Consider the following 23730-nt stretch of genomic DNA (forward strand, 5'->3'; position numbering starts at 1 on the left):
ATCAATCTAAGCTTAACACGAAAAAATAACGCTTCAGGAGCCATGCACCAAGATGAAAGCTTTTTTTATACGAACTTTGTTAATTCTTGTCAGTGTGGTGCTTTTGGTTCAATTATGGATTTTTAGCAGCTTGGTGTGGTGGCGTACGCAGCCTGTGCAATCGACCATGATGATGCGTTTGGATTATTGGGCTGAACCGAGTAAGCCTATACAACATCAATGGCGCGACTATGACCAACTCAGTGATAATTTAAAGCGAGCGGTGGTGACTGCCGAAGATGGCAAATTTATGCAACATCATGGCTTTGACTGGGAAGGTATTCAAACTGCGCTGGAACGGAACAAAGATGAAGGCAAGGTTGTTGCAGGTGGTTCCACAATTTCTCAGCAGCTCGCCAAGAATTTGTTTTTATACAATAAGCGATCTTTTTTGCGTAAAGGGCAAGAAGTTGTGGCGACATGGATGATGGAACGCATGTGGTCAAAGCAGCGTATTTTAGAGGTCTATCTCAACTCGGTAGAATTTGGCGATAATATTTATGGTGCCGAAGCTGCGGCACAGCATTATTTTGGCAAAAGTGCAAAAAGTTTAAGCCGTGATCAAGCAATTTTCTTGGCTGCGATTTTAACCAATCCAAAATATTTTCAGGAACATCGTAATGCGGGGGCATTAAAAGCCCGTAAACAGATGGTGCAGCGCTATATGCGTTATGCGGAAATTCCCTAAATTGAGCGAAAACAAACTATAAAATGTGAAAATATCCACAAAGCCTAATTTTTTAGGCTTTTTTTATGAAAATGTCACAAAATTGAAGCATACTTGTAGCAGTGCCAAACATTTTAAAAAAGCATAGGTGGGTATGAATACGGCAACAGGCGCGACTCCTGCGCAAACAGAATATACATATAATGATCGCTACATTAACCGCGAACTGTCTATTTTAGATTTCCATTTGCGCGTGCTTGAGCAAGCTGTCGATCCGTTGCATCCTTTGTTGGAACGCATGAACTTCCTGCTGATTTTTTCACGTAACTTGGATGAGTTTTTTGAAATTCGTGTTGCGGGCATGATGGAACAATTGGACTTGGGCAATGAAAGCCGTAGTCCAGATGGTTTAACCCCTAAGCAGGTGTTAGATCAAATTTCTAAAACAGCACATGCTGCTATTGAACGCCAGTACCGTATTTTAAATCAGGAAATTTTGCCAAAATTACGTGAAGAAGACATTTGTTTCTTACGTCGTGGTGAATTAACCCCTGCACAATCGGCATGGGTGAAAAAATATTTCCAAGAGCAAGTTGCCCCTGTATTAACCCCAATTAGCCTAGACCCTGCACATCCATTTCCACGTTTGGTCAATAAAAGTCTGAATTTTATTGTGACTTTAGAAGGGAAAGATGCTTTTGGTCGTCAAATTGATTTGGCGGTTGTTCCTGCACCACGTTCATTACCACGTGTAGTGCGTTTACCCGATGAACTTACAGGCGGTAAAGAGCACCACGTCATGCTTTCAGCAATTATTCATGAGCATGTGTCTGACTTATTCCCGGGCATGACTGCGACTGGATGCTATCAATTCCGTGTGACCCGTAATGCAGATTTGGCGTTAAATGAAGATGTAGAAGACTTGGCCAAAGCCCTAAAAGGCGAATTAAACTCACGCCGTTTTGGTCGTGCGGTACGTTTAGAAGTAACGCACAACTGCCCGAAAGCCATTTATGATTATTTGCTAGATGAGTTCGATCTTGAAGAAGAACAACTTTATAAAGTAGATGGCCCAGTGAACTTGGCACGTTTATTGTCTAATTTTAAACGTCCACATTTACGTTATGATTCACATACACCCGCCATTCCAAAGGTGTTAAAAAAGTCTGAAAATATTTTTTCAGCGATGCAAAAGCAAGACATTTTATTACACCATCCGTTTGAATCTTTTGCACCCGTGATTAACTTGCTGCGTGAAGCTGCACGTGATCCACAAGTCTTGGCAATCAAACAAACTTTATATCGTAGTGGCGCAGATTCTGAAATTGTACAAGTGCTTGCAGAGGCTGCACGAAACGGTAAAGAAGTGACTGCGGTGATTGAACTGCGTGCACGTTTTGATGAAGAATCTAACATTGCTGTGGCTAACGTGTTGCAAGAAGCGGGCGCTGTGGTTGTGTACGGTATTGTGGGGTATAAAACCCACGCCAAAATGATTTTGGTGGTGCGCCGTGAAAATAATAAATTGGTGCGTTATGTACATTTAGGCACAGGTAACTACCACGCAGGCAATGCGCGTATTTATACCGACTATGGTTTACTGACCACAGACAAAGAGCTGTGTGAAGATGTACATCGTATTTTCCAAGAGCTAACAGGCATGGGTAAAATGGCAAAACTGAAAAAGTTGTTGCATGCACCATTTACCCTGCACGCACAGTTGGTGAATTATATTGATGAAGAAATTGCCAATGCTAAAGCAGGTAAGCCCGCACAAATTATTGTGAAAGTGAATGCACTGACTGAAATGCAATTGATCAATAAATTGTACGAGGCGTCTCAGGCGGGTGTGCAAATTGATCTCATCATCCGTTCAATTTGCTGCTTGCGCCCAGGTTTGCCGGGCTTATCGGAAAATATCCGTGTGCGTTCGATTGTCGGACGTTTCCTTGAACATACCCGTGTCTATTATTTCTCTAATAATTGCAATCCACGTATTTATTGTTCAAGTGCTGACTGGATGGATCGTAACTTATTTAACCGCGTTGAAGCGTGTTTCCCAATTGAAGATCCAGCTTTGAAAAAGCGTATTTATGAGCAAGGTTTATTGACCTACATGCAAGACAATCAACAGGCGTGGCTGTTGCAGGGTGATGGAACTTGGGTGCGTGTAAAAGCAGCTGAGGGTGAAGAACCACACAATGCGCAGCGTATCCTGACCGATAGTATTGTTTAGTTTCAAACATTTATAACAGGTAAAAAGAGCGATGCCAGACATCGCTCTTTTTTTGTTTCTAATATTTATTTAAGACTTATATTTTTGATTGATATTTATTGATCAATAATTTAAGAAAAACAGCACATCGCATCATCCGCATTCATAATTTTGCGATAAATACTTTTCACATAACCATGCACCAGTTGTTCTGAAGCATTCAGGTTGGCAGCAACTTGTTGTGAAGGTAAACCTTGTCCTGAAAGCGCCAATATTTCATGTTCAGTTTTAGAGAGTGCCAAAGAATGACCATGTGCGACAATGGATTGTTCGCAGGCTAAGATTTCATTGGCTAAGTTGCCGTCTAGCGGTGAGCCGCCACGTAAAATGGTGCGAATCTGGTTTTGCATGCCTGTTGCAGATTGGTCGCTAAAGACATAGGCTGAAATGCCTAAATGAATAGCTTGTAGCAATTGTTTGGGCATACTGGAAGGCAGCACTGCCACAATTAAGGTGTCTTTACGGAAAAGTTTGAGATTTTGGATAAAATCAATTTGAGCTTTTGACCAAGACTGTAAATTGATAAATACCAAATTAGGCAAATGTTGCTGCACCATCAGCACTGCATTTGCGAGCGATGGGCTGCAAAGTAGAACCTCTTTAGGGTAGCCAAAATTTTGTAAAATGTGGCTTAAATTTTGTGATGCTTCTACCTGATCATCAATCAGCAGAACAGGCACAGGTAAAATGAGATCTCTGTGAATCATGACAAATACTCCTGTGCTGTTCTATAAATAATTTTGATAAATAGATTGTGCGTGATATTGCTGTAACTGAATATCCTTAAATATAGTGATTTTTATATAAAAAGGGTAAATATAAGTAATTGTTGCTGAATATTTTTTTTGAAATGTGTTGAAAACGTGAGTAATGTAACTCGATACCGTTCTTTCGTTCAGTGGTAAGAGTGGATTGTTGAATTTGTGATGAATCTCACATTTTAAAAACTTGTTCATATTTATAAGTCACTTAAATCATCCTGAACTGCAAAAACAATACACATTTTTGAACGAAAAATAAAAAAGGAGCCAGATTGGCTCCTTAATGAAATGTTGGATCGTGTGTCTAAATTTAGACTGCGTTTTGAGTGATTTTCTGTAAAATCTGCAGCAAAACGTCAAATTCACTTTGTAATGGCGTGCTTTTACGCGTCACTAAAGCCAAAGTACGGCTTGGTGCAGCCTCAATACTTTTGATCTGTAAATCTGGATTCGATTTGATCATGGCATTATGAATTGCAATTTCAGGCAATAGGGTAAAGCCTAAATTTGCAGACACCATTTCAACCAAGGTCGGCAAAGAGCTGGCTTTTAAACGATGATCGTTTTTGCGTTCACCAATCGGGCAAGCACTTAAAGTGTGATCACGTAAGCAATGACCTTCTTCAAGCAGCATTAAACGCGATAAATCCAAATCATCTAAAGAATTGGCCTGAGCTGATTTTTGGTCACCCTTGTGATAAACCAAGAACAAATCTTCTTTAGAAATTTCAGCCACTTTCAAACCACGCGTATCGAATGGCAGGGCTAACACCACCATATCTAAATTGCCGTGTTCCAGTTTTTCGACAATTTTTTCACTTTGCGCTTCGTGTAAATGCAATTGAATTTTAGGTAGCTGCTTATGCACTTCATCTAACAGTTGCGCCAAAATAAATGGGGCAATGGTTGGAATCACGCCTAAGTGTAAATCACCTGTGAGAGGCTCACTCATTTCACGGCTTAAACGCATTAAGTCCTGTGCATCTGCTAACAGAACACGGGCGCGTGCTACGACTTGTTCACCCAATGGGGTTAAACGTACATTCTGTCGATCACGTTCTACCAGTACGCCGCCAAGCAGGCGCTCCAGTTCCATGATCCCGCCAGACAAAGTCGACTGAGTTACAAAAGAACGGCGAGCCGCTTCTGTAAAATGTAACGTTTCAGACAGTGTAACGAGGTATGACAGCTGTCTTAAAGATGGTAATGCAGCCATAGTGTCCTAATGATTATGATTTAAAGTGGTGAGCAAACAGTTCGCTAAGATGAGGAATAAAGTGTGGAGGAATATCATGCCCCATTCCTTTGATTAATTCAAACTTAGCGCTTGGAATCGCTTTCGCAACAGCCTTACCATGCCCTGGTGGGAGCAAACGATCTTGCGAACCATGTACCACAAGGGTAGGTTGCTGAATTTGTTTGTCCAGTTGTAGCAACGAGCCTGTACATAATATTGCTAAAAACTGTTGAAGTACACCCGCAGGGTAATAACTTCGCTGATATAATTTGCGTGCAGTTTGCATGGCTTCGAGTTGGTTCACGTAGCCAGGTGAGCCTATCACCTTAAATAGTTTTAAACTATGATCAACAATACCATTTTCATCCTGCGATTTTGGTCTTTCTAACAGACTGAACAGTTGTTTAGGAAATGGTGGTGGTAAAAAAGGCTGATTGTTGCTAGTAAATAATAAGCCTAAATTATTTACTTTATCTGAATATTTTGCTGCAAGGATTTGCGCAATCATGCCGCCCATTGAAGCACCGATGACATCAGTCTTTTCAATGCCCAAGCGCTCTAAAAGTAGCGCTGCATCTTCCGCCATGTCATATAAATTATAAGGCGCGCCTTGGTTTTGTAGTCCTAAGCTAAAACGCCCCATCATTTTATAGGTATTTAGGCGTGGGCCTTTATGGCGAATTTTTGACGACAAACCAATATCCCGGTTGTCATAGCGGATCACCCGATAACCCTGATCAATTAAAGATTTACAGAAGAAATCGGGCCAATACAACATTTGCGCACCCAGCCCCATGATCAGTAAAATTGGAGGATCTTCAGTCTTACCGCCAATTTCGACATGCAGCTCAATTCCATTGCCTAAATCGACCTTGGTTTCGTGCATAAATGCCGTATAAGGCGAAGTATTAAACTGAAGTGCGCTATTCATGTTGTTGTCCTCATTCAAGGCAAAGCCGAAGCCTTGCCCTTATTATTATTTTATTCTGTTATTGGCAATAAGTCTGGCACTAATTTAGTCAAACTCAAGCGTTGTTTAGCCGCAGTTGCTCCTAAAAGTACAAAGCCACGCAGGGTGTCAGTTTGGTCATAAGCTCTAGCAATCATGCCATCATCAAACTCTTCAGTATGCCAGTTCACATCTACCCCAAGTGGTGCAGGTAAAACAGTGAGTGGTGCAGCTGGTGTTTTAACCGCAACAGGCATGGCAGGGTAGTGCACCTGTGTGGTTTCACCATTTAAGGTTTTAGCTAAGGCACGTGCCTGCTGCATAATTGGCATTACATATGGCAAAAGAATTCCATTCACTTCGGCACAGTCACCCACTGCATAGATATCAGCTTGGCTGGTTTCGAGTTGTGCATTGGTCAATACACCACGGCTGGTTTCAATGCCTGCAGTTTTTGCCAGTGCAATATTCGGTTGTAAGCCAATTGCAGACAGAACGACATCGGCAATTAAAGATTGACCGCTGGTAATCGTCACTAAATAGTCGTCATTTTTAATTTTTGAAACTTTTTCAACAGTTGTGCCAAGTACAAAGTGAATGCCTGTTTCTTCTAAATTTTGTTTAAATGCGCTGGCAACATAATCAGGTAGTAAACGCCCAAGAGGTTGGGGCGCAAGGTCAATCACCGTGACTTGATGACCTGTTTGCTGTAAGTCGTTGGCAAATTCACAGCCAATTAAGCCTGCACCTAAAATCACCACACGTTTGTCTTGACGTTGTTCAAGCTGTTGGCGAAATGCGGTGTAATCACTTAAATTATTTACCACATGAATGTCATCACTGCCATCGCCCGCAATGGCTAAACGTACAGGATTCGCACCCACTGCCAAAACCAATTTAGAATAAGGTTGTTGGCTGCTTACACCCTCTTTTTCTAATTCAAGTACATGCGCTTCTGCATCAATTGCTTTAACCCAAGTGTGGGTTTCAATACGCATATTGAGTTGGCTTGCCATTTTAGCTGCATCGCCCAATGCAATTTGAGCAGGGGCTTTATTGCCCGCCAATGCATTAGATAAAGTTGGTTTGGCATAATTGGCAGCATCATCTGCACAAATCATGACTAACTCTTGTTCTGCATTTAGCTTACGAAACTCGCGTGCAACAGTATAACCTGCCATGCCTGAACCAATAATAACGATAGGATGCATAAGGTGTACTCCAAATGAGGGCATAGAAATTGGCGTTAAAAAAAGACCATCGGACATGGTCTTTTCGTGGTCTTAAACTTCAATCATTTCAAAATCAGCTTTTGAAACGCCGCAGTCTGGGCAAGTCCAGTCATCAGGAATATCTTCCCATAATGTACCTGCCACAATACCATCTTGAGGCCAGCCTTCTGCTTCGTCATAAATCCATCCACAAACGATGCATTGATACTTTTTCATTCAATTCTCCATAAACCGATCTTTAAATTTCCAGATCAGCAAAAAACTTATCTACGACTAGTTGTATGATATATCTATTTGATTAAATTTTTACGCAGTTATACGGCTAAAGTAAAGTAAATAAGCGATTTTAATCTGTGCTTTTATAGAATGAATAGCTGCATGGGACATAACCGCGCAGAAAAGACCTCTTTTGATATAGATACGGCATTGTAATGAGAGAATGGCTGCAGGAAAAATCACGTTTTTATGCGTTTAAATGCCATTTAAGACCTTGGTCGTACAGTAAAAGTCTTATATTTTTGCTATTTTATTATGGAATAAATATATTAATATTTTTAAGTATTTTTTAAGTATATTAAAGTTTATATAAATCAAAACCTTGTAGTGTTTTGATGCGTGATTGATGGCAGTCTTGCCGATTCGATCACTAGCCTTATGTGAAAATAAACGGTAAAATTCAACCATTCTTTAGTCACATTTCTGATCTTCCATGAGCAATTTGTCTACTTTTTTGTGGTCGCATATTCGTACAGTTCCTGATTTTCCAAAACCAGGCGTAGATTTTTATGATTTAACGCCTTTGTTTATGAATAATTTGGATTCATTAACAGATGCTTTAATTGCCAGCATTCCTGCAGAAAAATTAGCTGAAGTTGAAAGCTTTATTGCAGTAGAAGCACGTGGTTTTGTATTGGCGAGCCTTTTGGCACAGCGTACAGGCAAAGGTTTGGTACTTGTGCGTAAAGCAGGTAAATTGCCACCACCAGTTGTGGGTGTGGGTTATAGCTTAGAATACGGTTTAGACCGTTTAGAAATGGCTGCCGATGTGCAAGCGCAAAAAGTCATTATTGTAGATGATGTATTGGCGACAGGTGGCACTTTAAAAGCAGTGAAACAATTGGCTGAAAAATGTAATCATCAAGTTTTAGGTGCAAGCATTTTCCTAGACTTACCAGATTTACACAAAAATTTAGGTTTAGATATTTGGTCCGTATTGGACAATAAATCTAAACCAGAACAAGCAGTGGCTTAATCCTTTTAAGTTATTGTAACTGCTGTAAAAAAGCCTGATCTCCATAGTTGTGATCAGGCTTTTTTAATGGGTGATGTTTAATTGATTATTTTTAATGGATAGCTTTGACTTTATTTGGCAAGATAAGCTTGTTCGATTTGCTGAATACAAGAATTAATATTTTCTGGATGCAATAAGCGATGATGCCCAGACTCAAAAGTAGAGGTCTGCATATAGTTTTCTAAAAATGCTTGCGCGGCATGCATATCCAAAATTTCATCGCCCAATTCTAAATAAGCCAATTGTGGAATATCGTGCTGCAAGTCATCATCTGAAATTGCAGGATAGTCATTGCGAAACGTGGGAGCTAAACTTGGATTTGCCACCACACACGGAATATGGTGCGACAAAGACATTTTGAGTGCCCAATAGCCGCCTAGACTATGTCCCACCAAAATTTCAGGCTTAATTTTTTGAATGATATTGTGATAAAAATCGGCAACAGTTTGATAATTTAAGTTGCGATAATCGACATTGATACAAAATTTTTGTTTTGCATCTATGGCATGGAATTTAGTCGACTCCCGCGAGGAATCTAATCCATGTAAAAACAAGACTTTTAAAGCACATGTATTCATTGCCAGATTCACAAAGTTAAACATCTTGAGTCAAACTGAGCCTAAAGATAAAGTGGATAGAAAATAAAATATTTAGACTGATACATCAGCAGGTTTAAAAACAGCAAAATACGGTCTTTTTCATCTATTTTCTGAACAATATTGTAGTGCGCTTAGCCTGAGAAAGAAGTTAGCTTTTGGTCTAAGTCTACAAAAAATCACAAAAGCAAGTGGCAATTTAAAAAATAAATTGCTCGAGTCAGAGAAGGCATACGAAATCGTGTCTAAATCTGCTATTCTATTGAACTTCTTTTTTTAGTAATTATTCGAGGCAGAGATGACGCAACATAACGCTCAATCGACTTCTGAACCCACTATTTCCGAAAACGATTTAATTGCGCAGCGTCATGCCAAGTTAAAGCAAATTCAAGAACAAGCGCAGGCGAAGGGAACTAGCCCTTGGCCAAATACGTTTAAGCGTGAAAACTACGCAGAAGATTTGCAGGCACAATTCGCAGAAGTTTCTAAAGAAGAAATTGAAGCAGGCGAAAAAGTGTATGTGTCTGTAGCAGGTCGTGTGATGTTGAACCGCGGTTCATTCATCGTAATTCAAGACATGACAGGTCGTATTCAGTTGTATGTGGCGCGTAAAGAACTTAGTGCTGAAACATTAGAGACGATCAAGAGCCTAGATTTGGGCGATATTATCGCAGCGAAAGGCTATATTGGTCGTTCAGGCAAAGGCGATTTATATGTTCATATTCAACATTTTGAATTGTTGACCAAATCTTTACGTCCATTACCAGACAAATATCATGGTTTAAGCGATACCGAAGCGAAATATCGTAAGCGTTATTTAGACTTAATCGTAAATGAAGACACCCGTAAAACCTTTGAAATTCGTGCCAAAGTGGTTTCGGGTATTCGTGCATTTTTAACTGAACAGCGTTTTATGGAAGTTGAAACGCCAATGATGCATGTGATTCCTGGCGGTGCATCGGCACGTCCATTTGAAACGCATCATAATGCTTTAGATATGCCGTTATTCTTGCGTATTGCGCCTGAATTATATTTAAAGCGTTTAGTGGTTGGCGGTTTTGAACGTGTGTTTGAAATTAACCGTAACTTCCGTAATGAAGGGGTGTCTACACGTCATAACCCTGAATTTACCATGATCGAATTCTACCAAGCTTATGCCGACTATAAAGATTTGATGGCATTGACTGAGCAAATGCTAGAAAAACTGGCTTTGGATATTTTGGGTACTACCGATGTGCCGTATGGCGATGAAGTGTATAGCTTCAAAGGCCCATTCAAGAAAATTTCTATGTTTGATGCCATTCTTGAGCATAATCCACAATTCACGCCAGAAAATGTTAATGACCGTGATTTCTTGGCTAAATTTGTGCAGGAAGAATTGAAAGAACAGGTGAAGCCTGGTTTTGGTTTGGGCAAACTACAAACCATCGTGTTTGAAGAAACCGTAGAAACTCAATTACGTCAGCCGACTTTCATTACAGAATATCCTGCAGAAACGTCGCCTTTGGCACGTCGTAATGACGATAACCCACACATTACTGACCGTTTTGAGTTCTTTATTGGTGGTCGTGAATTGGCGAATGGTTTCTCAGAATTAAATGACCCGATTGACCAAGCTGAGCGTTTCCAAGCACAGGTTGCAGAAAAAGACGCAGGCGATGATGAAGCGATGCATTACGATGCAGACTTTGTTGAAGCTTTGGAATACGGCTTACCACCAACTGCAGGTGAGGGCATCGGGATTGACCGTTTGGTAATGTTGTTTGCCAACGCTGCGAGTATCCGTGATGTGATTTTATTCCCACACATGCGTCATAAAAACTAAGTTTTAGCGCATCGTTGGCGACATAAAAAACAACCTGCAGAAATGCAGGTTGTTTTTTTGTTGTAACTTAAAGTTAAACACTTGCCACCAATTTTTTGATCATAGGTCGCTGGCGTTGACTGGCAAGCCATAAATCATGCTGCATTTGTAAATTCAACCAAAACTCTGGTGAGGTTTCTAAGGCTTCACTCAAACGAATCGCCATATCTGCAGAAATTCCAGTATGACCATTCAAAATGCGAGATAGGTTTGCACGTGTCACTCCAAGTGCTTGAGCCACTTCAGTCACAGAAGTTTCACCAATATATTCGCGCAACATTTCGCCCGGATGAGGTGCATTAAACATCATATTCATCTTTGTACTCCTGCGCTAGAAGCTATGTGATAATCCAAATAATCTACAATGTAGACATCACCATCTTCAAATTTAAAAATTACACGCCAATTACCATTTACTGTTAGTGACCATTGATCTTGTAGATTTCCACTCAATTTATGTAAACGCCAATTGGGTGGAGTTCGCAAATCATTCACCGTAGATGCAGCATGTAGTGCTGCAAGTATTAAACGTAATTTTGTAGAATGCGCTGCTTGAATACCTGCTGTTGAACCAGTTTGGAAAAAAGCCTGAAGACCTTTATGTTTAAAACTCTTAATCAAGCCTTAGTATCCAAGTGTATTGTGTATATGTGCAGTATACGATAATTTCGAGTTTAATCAATCAACCAGTTTTGGCGGGGGTTAAGTGCATCTTGCGTAATCCGCAGAAACTTAAAGTGATGATGCTTATAACAACGCCGTTTGAATCCGTACTTTCATCTCTAAAGCTTGCTGCAAAATATGCGCTTTCATCCAAGTTACTTGTGTACCCATGGGGTTGGTTTTAATAGCAGTGTTTAAGAAATCCAGTTTTTCTTGCGAAAATAATTGCGTTTCAATCGCTTGATGCAGTTCTGCCGTGGTTGCATTTAAAGGCACATCTACCAAATAAAAACCTTTAGGATAATTATAAAATGCATACATTAAGTTAAAGGCTTTTTGTTCGGCCTTTAAATTGCCCGCACCAATTTCATAGCTGCGGTCTTGATTGCTATGCGTCACGCCTATTAAAAAGGAGAGTTGTTGATCACGGCAACGCAAACCAAATTGCAGCCCAATCTGATCTGCACTGAGTTCATGTTGCACAAAAACATTCAGCATTGAAGCATCATCGTTTAAAGGCTCTTGTAGGACGAGTAGCTCAGGGCTGTGCTGATACAAAAAACCAGCCAGCTGCGCCTGTTCAAGTTTGGATTTGATCTGTTCAATCTGTGGCATGGGAGCATCTTAAAAATAAAAAAATATGTTTTTACTTTAAGCATTTTTTGTTCATGCTTGAAGCACTGAATTAGATGAATAATCTATGAAGTTATTCAAAAATGAGCAGCTTGTAAGCGCGATTTGTATGTATCAAACGTAGCGAGAATGACGTTAAATTTCAATATATGATGGAATAAACTATTGATTAAATAAAACTTATACTGCTTATTGGTTTTCTTTTATATGAGCTTTTTGCATATAAATATAATAAAACAAGCAATAGTCTGCATAACTAAGTCACTATAATGAAAATCAAATTCTATCTGTGTTATTCGTACACAAGTTTAAGTACATCTGGTGTGATCAATGTCAATAAATCAGGAAAGACTTACTCATCTTAAACAGCTTGAAGCTGAGAGTATTCATATTATCCGTGAAGTTGCAGCCGAGTTTGAAAATCCAGTCATGTTGTATTCGATTGGTAAAGATTCAGCGGTAATGTTGCATTTGGCTTTAAAAGCATTCTATCCAGCGAAACTGCCATTTCCACTGTTACATGTGGATACAGGCTGGAAATTCAAAGACATGATCACTTTCCGTGACAACATGGCAAAACAGCACGGTTTTGACTTGATTGTTCATCAAAATAAAGAAGGGGTAGATGCCAACATTAACCCATTCGATCATGGCAGTTCTAAATATACCGACATCATGAAAACCCAAGGCTTAAAACAAGCTTTAGATAAATACGGTTTTGATGCGGCATTTGGTGGCGCGCGTCGTGATGAGGAAAAATCACGTGCCAAAGAACGTGTTTATTCTTTCCGTGATGCAAAACATCGTTGGGACCCGAAAAATCAGCGTCCTGAATTGTGGAATTTGTATAATGGCAAGGTCAATAAAGGCGAAAGTATTCGTGTGTTCCCATTGTCTAACTGGACTGAATTGGATATTTGGCAATACATTTACCTCGAAAGTATTCCATTAGTACCGTTGTATTTGGCTGCAGAACGTCCTGTCGTTGAGCGTAGCGGCACTTTAATTATGGTCGATGACGAACGCATGCCGTTGCTAGAAGGTGAAGTTCCACAAATGAAATCGGTACGCTTCCGTACTTTAGGTTGTTATCCACTTACGGGTGCAGTCGAATCAGAAGCGAATACCTTGCCTGAAATTATTCAGGAAATGCTATTGGCAACCAGTTCAGAGCGTCAGGGTCGTATGATTGACCACGATGAAGCTGGCTCGATGGAAAAGAAAAAGCAAGAAGGTTACTTCTAATCTCTCCTGAAAAATCTCCCCAAACCCCTCTTTATAAAGAGGGACTTATAAAAAGCGGAGCAAAGCCTCCCTTTATAAAAGGGAGATTTAGAGGGATTAAAGATTAAAAAACCGATTTCTAAAAAATATGTGGAGCTTTGAGCAATGTCTCATCAATCGAATTTAATTAGCCAAGATATTTTGGCGTATTTAAAACAGCACGAAAACAAAGATCTACTGCGCTTTTTAACTTGCGGTAACGTAGACGATGGTAAATCGACATTAATTGGTCGTTTGTTGTATGACTCAAAATTGATTTATGAAGATCAATTACAAGCCGTGACTCGTGACTCGAAAAAAGTCGGCACTACGGGCGATGCACCTGATTTAGCTTTATTGGTCGATGGTTTGCAAGCCGAGCGTGAGCAGGGCATTACCATTGATGTGGCTTATCGTTATTTTTCTACTGAAAAGCGTAAGTTCATCATTGCCGATACACCTGGGCATGAGCAATATACACGTAACATGGCAACAGGTGCATCGACTTGTGACTTGGCGATTATTTTGATTGATGCGCGTTATGGCGTACAAACTCAGACCCGTCGTCATACTTTTATTTCTAGTTTATTGGGCATTAACAATATTGTGGTTGCCATCAATAAAATGGATTTGGTGGATTATTCAGAAGCACGATTTAACGAAATTCAGACGGAATATGCGAACTTTGTGAATCAACTGGGTGATCGTAAACCATCGAATATTATTTTCACGCCAATTTCTGCCTTAAATGGCGATAACGTGGTGAACAAGTCTGAGCATACCCCTTGGTACACAGGCGATACTTTAATGGGAACATTGGAGTCGGTAGAAATTAACCGTAACTCGGCTCAAAATGATTTCCGTTTCCCTGTGCAGTATGTCAACCGTCCAAACCTTGACTTCCGTGGTTTCTGCGGCACGATTGCTTTGGGCGATATTCATGTGGGTGACCGCATTGTGGCCTTGCCATCTGGAAAAAGTTCGACAGTAAAAGAGATTGTGACTTTTGATGGCAATCTTGAACATGCAATTGCAGGTCAAGCTGTTACCCTAACCCTAAACGATGAAATTGATATTTCACGTGGTAATGTGTTGGTGCGTGAAGATCAGGCGCGTCCCGAAATATCACGTGCAGTAAATGCCACTGTGGTGTGGATGGCTGATCAGCCACTATCTATTGGCAAGTTATATAATTTAAAAATGGGTACGCAAACCGTCCCTGCAAAAGTCACAGCCATTCATTACCGTACCAATGTGAATACTTTGGAACAGGTGCAGGTTGAACAGCTTGAACTGAATGCAATTGCCAATGTCACCATCGAATTTGATGCGCCTGTGGTATTTGACCGTTATCAAGACAGTCGTTATACGGGTTCGTTTATTTTCATTGATCGTTTAAATAACGTGACCATTGGCGCAGGTATGGTTGAAGCTTGCGTAGAATGGACTGCACACAGTACACCTGTAACAGCCGAAGACCGTGCTGCACGTTTGGGTCAAAAACCAGCAGCAGTATGCATACCAAGCCAAGCACTTGAACAAGCGCAAGCGCTTGAAAGTTTGCTGATTCAGCAGGGTATTGTTGCCATTGCTAAAGCAGATTTAGATGCTACACAGGTTGCATTACTCCGCGAAACAGGCATTGTGGTGATTAGTGATGTAAGCAGTGGTGTAGATGCAGAGTTGACTGCGACAGCTACAGAAGAACTGGCAGAAAAAATTATTGCCCTAGTTCGCTTATAAAATTAGATTCGTTTATAAAATCGAATCCACATCCCCAAAAAACCGCTTTCACCTGAAAGCGGTTTTTTTATGTGCGTTCACTATATTGGAAAGTTTGTTTTTTAAGTGTGCTCTAAGGGTTCGCCATTGAGATGTTTGAGCATGGGTGTGAAGTGCCCATAGCTAATTTTTTGAGGTTGTATTTCAAAGCCATTTTTTTCATAAAAACTTAAAGCAGTCTGTGTGCTAAATACACTCATGTGCGATACATTTTTGCGCTTTAAATCGCTTATTGCTTCAAATAACAAGGCTTGACCAATACCGCGTTGTTGTACTTCGGGGGCAATGGCATGTTGTAAAATTTGCCCGCGATCACTCATCATAATAAAGCCAACCACCACATGCTGTAAGACATAGACCCAACAATTGTTGTAATGCAGCAGCATTAAAATATTTTCATAGCTTTTATTTTCTAGCCATGCCTGAATTTTGGCTTCATTGCGTTGATGATCTTGAATACAAGAGCGAATACTGGCGTGTAATACCGCAACCAAATTGGCGACATCTTGAATTTGTGCAGCTCTAATCATCTAGGCTTAGGTTGAGAGATAAAAACAAGGCTCTATTGGAAGCGAAAAGTGTTTAAAGAAATAGCAGAAAATTGTTGTGTTTTACTGCGTTATACTGCAGCACAAGTCCTATTTTTAAGGCAATCGGTATCATTGTGTAATTGAGCATTGCACTTTTTAGCGATGCATGGATGGAATCATCTGTTAAAGCATAAGCGTTGAATCGTGTAGCAGTGAATAGACGCTAAGTTCTGAAATGGTTATACTTTATTGAAACGCCTGAAATAAGAGCGAAAACCAAGATGGCAAAACTATTGTTATGGATTTTGTTGTTGATTACTGTTTATGCGGTCTGGAAAGTCTGGTTCAAAATAAAAATTAATCGTACTTTTCAGCAAAGCTGTCAAGATATTGCCAATATTGTCCAAGACCCGATTACCCACAAAGCACCGCGCCCTGTAGAAGAGGTGGTGGAAGAAGTTGCCGAATACGAACAGCAATTATTTGATGATATCGCAGAAATATTTTTAAGCTTAAAAGTATCTAGTCGTGACCCTGAAGATGCCGAAACTATTCAACAAGAAGTGCTGAATAAAATGCCTGCCAAAGCACATACGCAAATTCGTCAGTTAGACTTGGGGGAGTGGTCAATTTACTGGAGTTTTTACGAGCAATCCCTTGAATATTTTGTCGGCAAATACGGAGTTTTTATTACCCATGTAGACCGCTTTGGGCAAGAGCATAAATACAATAATTCAGAGCAGTTTCAAACAGATTGATTTTCATGCCTGATTTTCTGTTTATGATTTTACAGAGGTTTCTTGAAAATTAATTGCAGCATCTTCTTGTCAGTTAAGTGTTTGGTTAAATGTTGAGTTTTGCGCTATTTTCCCGAAAAGAGGTATCATGCCTTTTTCTTTTACATAGGCAGCATCAATGTCAGTTTTAGAAATCATTGCTGTGTTGATTAGTGTTTTAGGCGTGACCTTAACCATTAAGCGACATATAGCTTGCTGGGTGGTGAATTTTATTGCCTGTTTGCTGTATGCCTATTTGTTCTTTGAATATCAATTGTATGGCGAAACGGTATTACAAACCCTATTTATGGGCATGGCTGTTTATGGTTTTTTCCAGTGGAAAACTGCACAGCAGCAAAAACAACATATCGTCATTCAGAGCTTGCCACTCTATAAAATGTGGCTGCAAATTGCACTGAGTAGCTTACTGGGTTTATTGTTTGGACTAACTTTAAAGTGGTGGACACAAGCTTCACTGCCTTTACTGGATGCACAACTGGCCGCCATGAGTCTATTGGCAACCTATTGGATCAGTCGTAAATACTTGGCAACATGGGTGTTATGGATTGTGGTCGATCTAGTGTATATCGGCATGTTTATTTACAAAGAGTTGCTGCTAACGGCTGTCTTATATGCAGGCTTTGTGGTGCTGGCTTATTTGGGCTGGCGCGAATGGTATAAAATCCGCCAACAACATACGGCAGATTCTGCGCTGTGATGGTGTGTAGCGATGAGCAATCTGATTGATTTTAAACAGGCGCAGCTTAAACAATTTGATTTATTGGCATTGGATATTTGGGCGTATCCTGAGCGTTATTTACAGTTTGATTCGATTGCAGATTTTTACCAAGCCCAGTGGTTAGATGATTTCCCCAAAGGGACGACATGGTGTTCCACAGGACTAGATGATGGCGCAGAACATTTTTATGCCAAAATTGAATTTTATGGGCATTATTTAACTATTTATAGCCATGAAACCTATGCCGCTGAATTTGGCATCATTCACACAGAATAGACAAAATAGAGTCAATGACAGCAGGCGGAAAAAACATTTTAATAGCCTGAAAATAAAGTTGTATTTAGGATATAAAACAGCTTATACCCGTTGAGCATCAGCCAAATTATATTGCACGATGATGCTAGACCTACTCCATCAATAAACAAAATAAAAGGAACTCAAATGGCTCATCAATTTACTGTAAACGCCACCATTCATGGCGTTTCAATTGACGAATTTAAGCGTTTAGTGGCAGATGTTGCTTTGCATGAAGCAGTCTGCAAGCGTATTCCTGGTGAAAATTTGGAAATTTTAGAATCTAAAAAGAACGGTGATATTTACACTTTACGCCGTGCTTATAATTTAGATGTGAATATTCCAGATATGGCTAAAAAATTATTAAAAGATGCATTTCGTTTAAAACGCAATGATGTGACCCATTTAACGTCGCTTACTTCTACCGTGGAGCTTGGTGCAAACTTGCCTTTAGAAGCTAAAGGCGAGCGTAGTGTGACAGGCAACCATGAAAAAATTGATATTCAATTAAACTGGACAATTAAGGTTAAAGTGCCATTGATTGGCGGCATGTTGGAAAAACATGCAGAAGGGGAAATCCGTCGTTTCAGTGAGTTGGAAATTGGTATTGTAGAAGATGAACTCAAGAAAAATTTAGCGGCTTAACCCTGCATTTCTACTAGAAAAGATTGCTCTTAAATACATGCTTGGCGCTGCCGTTTTCGGTGGCGCTTTGTTTTTTGGACGTATTGAATTGTGATTGTTGATGCTGGGGTCATTTTACAGTGATCAATTTTTGATTTTTGAAAAAGTTTAGTGCTTGGCTTTATTGCATACAGACTATCGTCTTAATTTATTATTTAAATATAGTATATTTATTATGCTAATATTTTGACCAGATTTAAATTGAGTGTGAGTTCTGCCATGAAATTGATTCAGTTGTTATGTTTATCGGTTTTGCTGACCTTGGCCAGTCTATCTCCAGCAATGGCAGAGAGCAAAAAAGATCCACTTTTTGTCTTGCTTACCAGCAGTGATGCGCACCGCACCAAAATGGCAATTGGCATGAGCAATAACCAATTTGGCAAAGGTCATCCACTGACGATTTATTTGGTCGATCAAGGCGTAATGTTGGCATCTAACCGCTTTGAACATAAATATGCAGAGCATCAGAACATGCTGAAAAGTATTATCGCCAAAGGTGGTGATGTGTATATCTGCAAAATGTGTATGGAGCAGTACGGTGTGGTTGAAGGTGACTTAATGAAAGGTCTGAAATATGCCAATCCAGATGCTATGGGTGAAGCAATTTTCCGTCCAGGCACTCAGACACTGAGCTGGTAATTCGGCTGCTTGAAATGCAAAAGCCTTGTTGAAAAACAGGGCTTTTTTATTGCGGAATTTCTAGCGCATGGCGTATTTTTTTAAACGATAATCCAGTGCAGCGCGGGAAATTCCCAATAAGCGTGCCGCTTCAGATACATTGTGTTTGGCTTTTTGCATCGCGGTGATAATCAGTTGTTGCTCATGCTGTTCTAAATCAAAACCTTCGGTTAAAAGCGTGTCTAAATCTACGCTGTCTTGCTCATCTACAGTATGGTCGCTGTGCATTTGCGGAAACAGGGCATTCAGTTTAATCAGTTGTTGATCTTCCGTCAGTAGTACCGCACGTTCGAGCAGGTTTTCCAGTTCACGAATATTGCCAGGCCACGCATAGCTTTGCATAAAGTTAGTGGCTTTTTCACTGACGCCTTGAATTTGTTTGTCATACATTTTTTCAAAGCGTTTTAAGAAATGTGCAACCAATAATGGTAAATCTTCACGGCGTTCACGCAGCGGTGGAATTTGCACAGGAAAAATATTTAAACGGTAATATAAATCGGCACAGAAACGCCCAGTTTTAACCGCTTGTTCTAAATCTTCATTGTGCAGCAATCACGCGAACATCAATATGACGGGTTTGCGAATCTCCGACACGTTCCACTTCACCTTCTTTTAGCACACGCAGCAAAGCCGCTTGAGTGCGTGGTGAAAGTTTAATCACTTCATCTAAAAATAGTACCGCCATGGGCGCGTTCAAATTTGCCTACACGTGATTGATGTGCACCTGTAAATGCACCTTTTTCAACACCAAACAGTTCAGATTCAACCAGTTCAGGCGGAATTGCCGCACAGTTGACTGCGACAAAAGCATATTCTTTGCGTTGACTCAGTTCATGTACACCACGAGCAAAGGCTTTTTTTCCGATACGTGTTTGACCTTGCAGCAAAATGGAAACTTTGGCACCTGCCGTTTTTTTGAGTAAGTCACAAACCTGTTGATAAGCTGCTGATTGTCCGACTGAGCTGAACATACTGTAGTCATTTTTACTGGTGGTATAAATCGACTTTTTTAGTTCATACAATTCGGCTTGCAGTGCAATGAGTTCCTGTTCCATCGGTTCGGGCGACATGAACTGAATAAACTCATCGGCAGGGCGTTATAACACCTGAACCTGATTCTGCAGTTTTGCACATCAAGCTATCTTACAAAACAAAGCCAAGTTGAAGGACTTGGCTTTTTTGCAGCATCATTTTTCAAGATGGCTTGCTTCTAATTACGTGCTTCCATAAGTTGAGTTTGGTGGACTGAATTTTTAATCTCTCACGTGTTGCACTTATGCGCTAAGATTAGGCATAGCAACAGGGTGCGTATTGCGAGCAGGAGAGCCATTTTGAATCAAATAATGGATGCCGATGTAATTATTATTGGTGGCGGACAAGCAGCATTGGCCACGGCTTACTTTTTAAAACGGCAAAAAATCAATTTTCTGATCTTGGATAATCAAACGAAGTCGGGCGGTGCGTGGCAACATGCGTGGGATTCTTTACAGCTGTTCTCTCCAAATACATGGAGTTCTTTGTCCGGCTGGTTAATGCCAAAAACCGAACAGGAATATCCGAAACGATTAGAAGTGATTGACTATTTAACAGCGTATGAAACACGCTATCAATTTCCTGTGCTGCGTCCTGTGCAGGTCGAAAAAGTCCTGAAGGAAGGCAATGATTTAATTGTGTGTTCGGCACAGCAAAGCTGGCGAGCCAAAGCCGCTGTGAGTGCTACTGGAACGTGGAGTCAGCCTTTTATTCCTGCTTATACAGGACGCGAACGCTTTTTAGGCACACAAATTCATTCGGCTCATTACCGCAATGCCAATGCTTTTCAGGGCAAAAGAGTCATGATTGTCGGCGGGGGTAACTCAGGCGCACAAATTTTGGCAGAAGTGTCTAAAGTGGCCGAAACTTTTTGGGTTACACAGCAACCGCCAAGTTTTTTAGCCGATGATGTAGATGGACGGGTTTTATTTTTACGTGCCACGGAGCGCTTAAAAGCCCAGCAGGAAGGTCGCAGTATTGAACAACCGATCGGTGGTTTGGGCGATATTGTGATGATTCCAAGTGTCAAAGAAGCACGGCAACGTGATGTATTACATGGTCTGCCGCCATTTGACTATTTAACCGAACATAGTGCAGTTTGGGCAGATGGGCGCGAACAGGAAATTGATGCCATTATTTGGTGCACAGGTTTTAAGGCAGCATTGTCGCATTTACAAAGTTTGAATGTGGTTAATGCACAAGGCACAGTCGATGTGTTAGAAAATCGAGCGTTACAACAGCAAAATTTATGGTTGGTTGGTTATGGCGATTGGACAGGCGCAGCCTCGGCAACTTTAATTGGTGTTTCCCGAACCGCACGGAATGTGGCAGAGCAAATTGCTGCGTATTTGCAGACAACAGCGTAAAGTCATTAACGTGACAAAAACTGTGTTTAAAAAATGAATCATGCAATTTCAGCCATAAAAAAGCCCTCTGTAGAAGAGGGCAAGAGGGTAACTCAAAAAATTAAAGATGCTCAATCATAATAAGGTGACAGTCAGGACTTACTGTTTTGGTAAATCAAACCAAATGAACTGGCTGTCTTCTTTTGCTTCAATCACAGCATTATCAGCAAATAACAAAGCATCGCCCGCTTTAACTGTTTGCTCGCCAATGGTGATTTCACCATGAATTACATGCACATAGTTTACCGCTTGTGTTGCTGTAACTTCTAAACGATGTCCAGTTTCTAAAACAGCTGCTTTTACTTCTGCCTGTTGACGAATGTGCATTGGGGCATTGTCATTCGGGCCGACAATTAAATGCCACTGGTTGGGTGCTGTATTTGGGTCACGTTGAATTTGCTGATACGTCGGCTCTGCATCGCGTACATTCGGCTGAATCCAAATTTGCAGCATGTGTACTTCTTCATCACCATTGTTAATTTCGCTGTGCTGAACGCCTGTACCTGCGCTCATTAACTGCCATTCACCTGCAGTAATATGGCGTTCATTGCCCATGCTGTCGCGGTGGGAAATCGTACCACTTAATACACAAGTCAAAATTTCCATGTTGTCGTGTGGGTGAGTACCAAAACCATTATGTGCGGCAATACGGTCATCGTTAATGACACGTAAGGCACTAACACCCATATATTTCGGGTTATACCAATTACCAAAAGAGAAACTATGTTTGGTGTCTAACCACCCCATTTTCACATGACCACGATCTTCACTACGGTGTAAATAAGCATTCATGATAATGCTCCTATCATTTTTTTAACTTGAACTAATCTTAATCTTTTCACCGCAGCCGACCTAGAGGCGAACTGCAACATGCCGTTCTAAAATTGCAACATGTGTAGATTTTTTGCAGAACCTAGACATTTTAGAGTTTTATCGCGGCATTAAAAAACCCACGTAAAAACGTGGGTCTTTTGCGGTTTAAAGCGATCACTGATTATTCAAGGAATTTTACAGTCACGCCAGAACGTACTTTACGACCTAAATCGTTTGCATCCCAGTTGGTTAAACGGATACAACCATGCGACGCCGTTTTTGAAATGGTCGATGGGTTTGGTGTGCCGTGAATACCGAATGATTTTTTACTTAAACCAATCCAGATATTCCCCACAGGGCCGTTAGGGCCTGGTGGTAAAGACAGCGGTTTTAAGTTTTTGCCCTGAATAAAGTTACTTGGTGAATAGCTGTACCATGGGTTTGGTGCAACACCTGTCACTTTATAAGTACCTGTTGGCGATGGAGTATCTGCACTGCCAATGGTTGCTGGGAATGAGCCGACCATTTGGTTTTGTTTGTTGAACAAATACAGTTGTTTTGCACCTTTGTGCGCCACAATCAGGTGAATGTCTTCAGGTAAGTCATTGCGAACGTTGGTCACCAATAACTTTTCACCCACTTTATTAAATGTTGCATTCGGATTTAATTTCTTTAAGAAATTTTCATCCATGTGGAATTTTTCACCTAACATTTCACTTACGCGGGTGTAGTACAAGCCTTTCATTTTGGCTTGTTCTGCATAGTCATGCGGAATAGATTTCGCATAAGGACCTTTTAAGTCCGCTTCAGTAACCGTGTATTCTACAAATGCAGGACGTGAACCTTGACGTGCAACCAACGCATCCCAAGTTTCTTTGGTTAAAATACCCGTTGGGCTAATGCCATTCATTTGCTGGAATGATGCAATTGCTTTTAGGGTGTTCTTACCACTAGTGCCATCAATTGCACCTGGAGAAGCATGTGAATTGTTCAGCATCACGTGTGCACGTGCATACACAGGGAACTGACCTTTACCAATATTTTCATACCAAGTGGCATTATTTAAACCATCTAAAGTCCATGAAGCTTTTGGTGCTGCTGTGTTGGATGTAGCAGTTTGGCTTGCAGAGCTTTTTGTTGGTGCAGTGCCTACATCGGCAGTGGTATCTTCAGTTTTGTGTAGATCATCTAAGGTTTTTGAAGCCTTATTTAAATCATTTTGTTCTTGTTGCGTAATAGCAGTGTCTGTTGCATTTAGATTATTTTGTGCAGCCGATGCTTCTGTCGCTAAAGGATCAATCGGATCTTCAATAGCGGTATTGCTAATCACTTGTGGATTTAACGGTTGTTCAGCAGTAGATGCAGCAAAAGTAGTCCCTGCAAAAATGCAACTTAAACTCATTGCGAGTATTGTGCGAACCAACATGTAATTCAACCTTGAGAATTATTCATTTACATAGATAAAAACTAGCCAAGTATTGCAGAAAAACTAAGGAGATGCAGTAGTTGTTTTGTGTAAATATGCA

At 40.5% G+C, this 23730-nt stretch carries 24 protein-coding genes and 1 pseudogene; 12 read left to right on the forward strand and 13 right to left on the reverse strand.

Annotation, left to right across the window (positions count from 1 at the left end; all coding sequences use genetic code 11):
- Positions 1–52: 52 nt before the first annotated feature.
- Positions 53–727 (forward strand): monofunctional biosynthetic peptidoglycan transglycosylase, encoded by a 675-nt coding sequence (gene mtgA, locus HX743_RS04025; protein WP_004972019.1) that lies wholly within the window; start codon positions 53–55, stop codon positions 725–727.
- A 133-nt stretch (positions 728–860) separates the two neighbouring features.
- Positions 861–2942, forward strand: coding sequence for a polyphosphate kinase 1 (gene ppk1 / locus HX743_RS04030; protein WP_178318564.1), 2082 nt, complete (start codon positions 861–863; stop codon positions 2940–2942).
- A 110-nt stretch (positions 2943–3052) separates the two neighbouring features.
- On the opposite strand, the gene HX743_RS04035 is transcribed toward ppk1, so the two are convergent.
- From HX743_RS04035 to rubA, 5 genes are all read right to left on the reverse strand, one after another.
- The gene (locus HX743_RS04035; protein WP_004972014.1) at positions 3053–3688 is read right to left on the reverse strand and encodes a LuxR C-terminal-related transcriptional regulator; all 636 of its coding nucleotides are present in this window, start codon (positions 3686–3688) and stop codon (positions 3053–3055) included.
- Positions 3689–4052: 364 nt separating this feature from the next.
- Positions 4053–4958 (reverse strand): LysR family transcriptional regulator OxyR, encoded by a 906-nt coding sequence (oxyR, locus tag HX743_RS04040; RefSeq protein WP_096900971.1) that lies wholly within the window; start codon positions 4956–4958, stop codon positions 4053–4055.
- 13 nt (positions 4959–4971) lie between these two features.
- Positions 4972–5910, reverse strand: a complete 939-nt coding sequence (estB, locus tag HX743_RS04045; RefSeq protein ID WP_214129011.1) for an esterase EstB — start codon at positions 5908–5910, stop codon at positions 4972–4974.
- A 50-nt stretch (positions 5911–5960) separates the two neighbouring features.
- Positions 5961–7139 carry an FAD-dependent oxidoreductase gene (locus HX743_RS04050; RefSeq protein ID WP_178318565.1) on the reverse strand — a complete coding sequence of 393 codons (1179 nt, stop codon included), beginning with the start codon at positions 7137–7139 and terminating at the stop codon, positions 5961–5963.
- Between the two features lie 72 nt (positions 7140–7211).
- Complete coding sequence (rubA, locus tag HX743_RS04055; protein ID WP_004972007.1) at positions 7212–7376, reverse strand: rubredoxin RubA; 165 nt, start codon at positions 7374–7376, stop codon at positions 7212–7214.
- Between the two features lie 493 nt (positions 7377–7869).
- Between rubA and HX743_RS04060 the strand changes: the two genes are divergently transcribed.
- On the forward strand, positions 7870–8412 hold the full coding sequence (locus HX743_RS04060) for an adenine phosphoribosyltransferase (RefSeq protein WP_178318566.1): 543 nt from the start codon (positions 7870–7872) through the stop codon (positions 8410–8412).
- A gap of 110 nt (positions 8413–8522) precedes the next feature.
- On the opposite strand, the gene HX743_RS04065 is transcribed toward HX743_RS04060, so the two are convergent.
- Positions 8523–9029 carry a YqiA/YcfP family alpha/beta fold hydrolase gene (locus HX743_RS04065; RefSeq protein ID WP_026438299.1) on the reverse strand — a complete coding sequence of 169 codons (507 nt, stop codon included), beginning with the start codon at positions 9027–9029 and terminating at the stop codon, positions 8523–8525.
- Positions 9030–9345: 316 nt separating this feature from the next.
- Here HX743_RS04065 and lysS point away from each other — a divergent pair, with 316 nt between their 5' ends.
- Positions 9346–10872: a lysine--tRNA ligase gene (lysS, locus tag HX743_RS04070; RefSeq protein ID WP_004971996.1), complete on the forward strand. Its 1527-nt coding sequence runs from the start codon at positions 9346–9348 to the stop codon at positions 10870–10872.
- Positions 10873–10945: 73 nt separating this feature from the next.
- Here the strand turns inward: lysS and HX743_RS04075 are convergent, their stop codons facing one another.
- From HX743_RS04075 to HX743_RS04085, 3 genes are all read right to left on the reverse strand, one after another.
- Positions 10946–11227, reverse strand: coding sequence for a HigA family addiction module antitoxin (locus HX743_RS04075; RefSeq protein WP_004971994.1), 282 nt, complete (start codon positions 11225–11227; stop codon positions 10946–10948).
- Positions 11224–11532 carry a type II toxin-antitoxin system RelE/ParE family toxin gene (locus HX743_RS04080; RefSeq protein ID WP_096900967.1) on the reverse strand — a complete coding sequence of 103 codons (309 nt, stop codon included), beginning with the start codon at positions 11530–11532 and terminating at the stop codon, positions 11224–11226. Before HX743_RS04080 ends, HX743_RS04075 begins: the two co-directional genes overlap by 4 nt.
- A gap of 126 nt (positions 11533–11658) precedes the next feature.
- Positions 11659–12189 carry a hypothetical protein gene (locus HX743_RS04085; protein WP_096900966.1) on the reverse strand — a complete coding sequence of 177 codons (531 nt, stop codon included), beginning with the start codon at positions 12187–12189 and terminating at the stop codon, positions 11659–11661.
- A gap of 354 nt (positions 12190–12543) precedes the next feature.
- On the opposite strand from HX743_RS04085, the gene cysD reads away from it, so the two are divergent.
- Complete coding sequence (gene cysD, locus HX743_RS04090) at positions 12544–13452, forward strand: sulfate adenylyltransferase subunit CysD (protein WP_026438300.1); 909 nt, start codon at positions 12544–12546, stop codon at positions 13450–13452.
- Positions 13453–13596: 144 nt separating this feature from the next.
- On the forward strand, positions 13597–15213 hold the full coding sequence (gene cysN, locus HX743_RS04095) for a sulfate adenylyltransferase subunit CysN (RefSeq protein ID WP_178318567.1): 1617 nt from the start codon (positions 13597–13599) through the stop codon (positions 15211–15213).
- 101 nt (positions 15214–15314) lie between these two features.
- Here cysN and HX743_RS04100 read toward each other — a convergent pair whose 3' ends face one another.
- Positions 15315–15782: a GNAT family N-acetyltransferase gene (locus tag HX743_RS04100; protein ID WP_131261606.1), complete on the reverse strand. Its 468-nt coding sequence runs from the start codon at positions 15780–15782 to the stop codon at positions 15315–15317.
- Positions 15783–16063: 281 nt separating this feature from the next.
- Between HX743_RS04100 and HX743_RS04105 the strand changes: the two genes are divergently transcribed.
- The 5 genes from HX743_RS04105 to HX743_RS04125 all read left to right on the forward strand — a co-directional run bounded on the left by HX743_RS04105 (position 16064) and on the right by HX743_RS04125 (position 18914).
- Positions 16064–16540, forward strand: a complete 477-nt coding sequence (locus HX743_RS04105) for a hypothetical protein (RefSeq protein ID WP_178318568.1) — start codon at positions 16064–16066, stop codon at positions 16538–16540.
- A gap of 157 nt (positions 16541–16697) precedes the next feature.
- The gene (gene pnuC / locus HX743_RS04110) at positions 16698–17276 is read left to right on the forward strand and encodes a nicotinamide riboside transporter PnuC (protein ID WP_178318569.1); all 579 of its coding nucleotides are present in this window, start codon (positions 16698–16700) and stop codon (positions 17274–17276) included.
- A gap of 12 nt (positions 17277–17288) precedes the next feature.
- A complete protein-coding gene (locus HX743_RS04115; RefSeq protein ID WP_178318570.1) occupies positions 17289–17573 on the forward strand; it encodes a hypothetical protein in 285 nt (94 codons plus the stop codon).
- A gap of 165 nt (positions 17574–17738) precedes the next feature.
- Positions 17739–18236 (forward strand): DUF2505 family protein, encoded by a 498-nt coding sequence (locus HX743_RS04120; RefSeq protein ID WP_178318571.1) that lies wholly within the window; start codon positions 17739–17741, stop codon positions 18234–18236.
- Positions 18237–18494: 258 nt separating this feature from the next.
- Positions 18495–18914: a DsrE family protein gene (locus HX743_RS04125; RefSeq protein WP_096900961.1), complete on the forward strand. Its 420-nt coding sequence runs from the start codon at positions 18495–18497 to the stop codon at positions 18912–18914.
- A 60-nt stretch (positions 18915–18974) separates the two neighbouring features.
- Here HX743_RS04125 and HX743_RS04130 read toward each other — a convergent pair.
- Positions 18975–20044, reverse strand: a pseudogene (locus HX743_RS04130) (sigma-54 interaction domain-containing protein); the annotation flags it as partial.
- Between the two features lie 252 nt (positions 20045–20296).
- Here HX743_RS04130 and HX743_RS04135 point away from each other — a divergent pair.
- The gene (locus tag HX743_RS04135; RefSeq protein ID WP_372238840.1) at positions 20297–21352 is read left to right on the forward strand and encodes an ArsO family NAD(P)H-dependent flavin-containing monooxygenase; all 1056 of its coding nucleotides are present in this window, start codon (positions 20297–20299) and stop codon (positions 21350–21352) included.
- 138 nt (positions 21353–21490) lie between these two features.
- Here HX743_RS04135 and HX743_RS04140 read toward each other — a convergent pair whose 3' ends face one another.
- On the reverse strand, positions 21491–22183 hold the full coding sequence (locus HX743_RS04140; protein WP_178318573.1) for a pirin family protein: 693 nt from the start codon (positions 22181–22183) through the stop codon (positions 21491–21493).
- Positions 22184–22385: 202 nt separating this feature from the next.
- On the reverse strand, positions 22386–23630 hold the full coding sequence (locus HX743_RS04145; protein WP_004971948.1) for a L,D-transpeptidase family protein: 1245 nt from the start codon (positions 23628–23630) through the stop codon (positions 22386–22388).
- Positions 23631–23730: the final 100 nt, after the last annotated feature.

Origin of the sequence: Acinetobacter sp. Swhac1, assembly GCF_013390985.1 — a bacterium.
GTDB lineage: Bacteria > Pseudomonadota > Gammaproteobacteria > Pseudomonadales > Moraxellaceae > Acinetobacter > Acinetobacter towneri.